This is a genomic window from Odoribacter sp., from assembly GCF_985060555.1.
The window spans coordinates 1-2,387 of sequence record NZ_CFKYFN010000052.1; the positions used below are offsets into that span (position 1 = coordinate 1).

The following is a 2,387-nucleotide window of genomic DNA, read 5'->3' on the forward strand; positions in this document are numbered from 1 at the left end:
TCCGGCCTTTCAACATCAGTACGAGCAATTTGCCAACCATAAAAATACGAATCGACAATTGGGTGCCATCCCCAATCCGCTGGTTTACCCGAACGAAATGCGGCCCGAAGATTTGCAGTCGAAAGAGAAGAGCGTTCTTCTCGTAGGCCGGATGGTGGAAATCCAGAAACGCATAACGCGAGCAATCAAAATATGGCGCGCTATTGAAAACGATCCCCGCTTGGACGAGTGGAACTTCCGGATTGTCGGCGAAGGACCGGATTTGGCCATGTATAAACAACTGGCGGAGGCGTTAGGATTAAAACGGATTTCGTTCGAAGGCTTCCGAAATCCGCAGCCCTATTACAAACAGGCCGCCATTTTCATGATGACCTCCGCCTTCGAAGGGTTTCCTATGACATTGGTCGAAGCACAACAATGCGGTGTCGTTCCGGTTGTAATGGATTCCTACCTGTCGCTGCACGACATCGTCGAAACCGGATACAACGGCATCATCGTTTCCAATGAAGACCTTACGGGCTATGTAAACAAAATGAAAGAGCTGATGACAGACACCTCCCTTCGGGAAAAACTGGCAATGAACGGCCTGCACTCCTGCCGCAGGTTCTGCGTAGAAGAGATTGTCAACAATTGGGAAGAACTGTTCAACGACCTAAGTGCAAACCGCCGATGATTTCGAATGCCAACAAACTTATAATCTGGATATTGCTTTTTTCATGCTGCTGGGGATTACTCACTCCTCAGTTTGTTTTGCTTCCGGTGATTCTGGCGCTGTTCTATATGATGAAAACCATTCTGGAAAGACAATCCGGAATGTTTAAGAAACACCTGATCGCATACTTCATCTTTTTCATAATCAGCGGATTCTCAAGCTTATATTACGAGCAGCAAAGCCTATTCAAAACATTCAGCTCGATTGCCTGCCTGCAATTTTTCACAATTCTGTCTTATTTTGTTTTCCTATCCGGCAAATACTCTATAAAAGACATAGAAAAGGCAATGGTGATCGCCTACGTTATTTTCTTATGTTGTTTTACAATCCAACTGATATCTCCCGATGAAATATTCAATCTGGCAACGGACTATATGGATATCGGACGATTTACCATGTACGGACAACTGATCGCCTATATCTGTCTATTCTATTTTTACGGGAAATATTTATTTTCAGGCAAGACCAAATACCTGCTATACATACTGCCTGCGTTCTTCGTCCTTTTTATAGCAGGATTCAGAACCCAGATAGCTGCCATATTATTGGCATTGGGCCTGTTTACCTACTCGGTAAAGAAAATCGCGAGTATAAAATATATGCTTCTGTTCCTTATTGTCATAGGTGTTCTCTACCAAACTTCGGTCGTTCAGAACTCCATAAACAACATGATGAAACGGCAGGAAGCTGGTGACACATTTGCCAACGAAGATTATATACGGGTCATCCAATTCAACTATTTTACCAAAGAGCATTTCAAATCCCCCGTCGAATATATATTGGGAAGCGGAATTCCCAACCCCAGAACAAAATACGGTCAGCCGTTCTATACTGTCGATCCTACATTAGGTCCCTATAACGGATGGCAGGACTGGGGTATCGTCGGACTGAGCTGGATGATCGGAATTCCAGCCGTATTGGCCCTTCTCTTCCCCGTCTTTCGAATCATCAGAAGAAAATGCGACGACAACATTCTCTTTTTGAAATTCTTCTATATTTTTCTGCTGCTGTCAAGTTTCACTACCATAGAATTCTACAGAGTCGGTTCCTTCTTTTTCCACGGGTTGTTATTTTATCTGTACGAACTATACCATAGACACTCTAAACATGATAACATCGGACACACTCAAAAGGTATTGGGTCAAACTCGCCGTGTTGTTAATAGCTGACGGAGAGAAAAAAGCACAATGGCTGAAAAAGCACCGCATATTTCATCATATCGGAGAAAACTGCAGCTTCAAAACGAATATCCTTCCGGCGGAACCGTTTCTTGTCTGCCTGCACGATAACGTACGCATCGCCGCCGGCTGCCGATTAATCACCCACAGCATGACATGCAGCGTATTCAACAGGGCCACCGGCTCCAACCGCTTTTATTGTCAATACGGCAAAATAGAAATCCATAGTAATGTTTTCGTGGGGGGGGGAAGTACGATCATGTACGGTGTGACCATTGGTGAAAATTCGATCGTCGCGGCTGGCTCCGTCGTTACAAAGGACGTCCCCGCCGGCAGTGTAGTGGGAGGCGTCCCGGCAAAAATCATAGGTACATTCGAAGAATCCATGAAAAAAGCGGAATTGTTCAGCAGCAATTTCAGGGGCAAAACTACGGATTATTCCGTTGCTGCTCTTTTGAAAATAAAACCCGTTCAGTTCGATATCGACAAACAATGAA

3 protein-coding genes are annotated in these 2,387 nt (G+C 44.6%); all 3 read left to right on the plus strand.

Features of this window, described 5'->3' with window-relative positions; all coding sequences use genetic code 11:
* Nucleotides 1–673 (plus strand): glycosyltransferase (locus AC5RDS_RS06860; RefSeq protein WP_494222272.1); only part of this gene is annotated, 673 nt, incomplete at its 5' end.
* On the plus strand, nucleotides 670–1,881 hold the full coding sequence (locus AC5RDS_RS06865) for a hypothetical protein (RefSeq protein ID WP_494222273.1): 1,212 nt from the start codon (nucleotides 670–672) through the stop codon (nucleotides 1,879–1,881). The genes AC5RDS_RS06860 and AC5RDS_RS06865, both read left to right, overlap by 4 nt.
* A 268-nt stretch (nucleotides 1,882–2,149) precedes the next feature.
* Nucleotides 2,150–2,386: a hypothetical protein gene (locus tag AC5RDS_RS06870; RefSeq protein ID WP_494222274.1), complete on the plus strand. Its 237-nt coding sequence runs from the start codon at nucleotides 2,150–2,152 to the stop codon at nucleotides 2,384–2,386.
* Nucleotide 2,387 lies beyond the last annotated feature (1 nt).

Excerpts from the sequence above, each read along its gene's own strand:
- AC5RDS_RS06865 (WP_494222273.1), top strand. The coding sequence starts at position 670 with ATGATTTCGAATGCCAACAAACTTATAATCTGGATATTGCTTTTTTCA.
- AC5RDS_RS06870 (WP_494222274.1), top strand. The coding sequence starts at position 2,150 with ATGTACGGTGTGACCATTGGTGAAAATTCGATCGTCGCGGCTGGCTCC.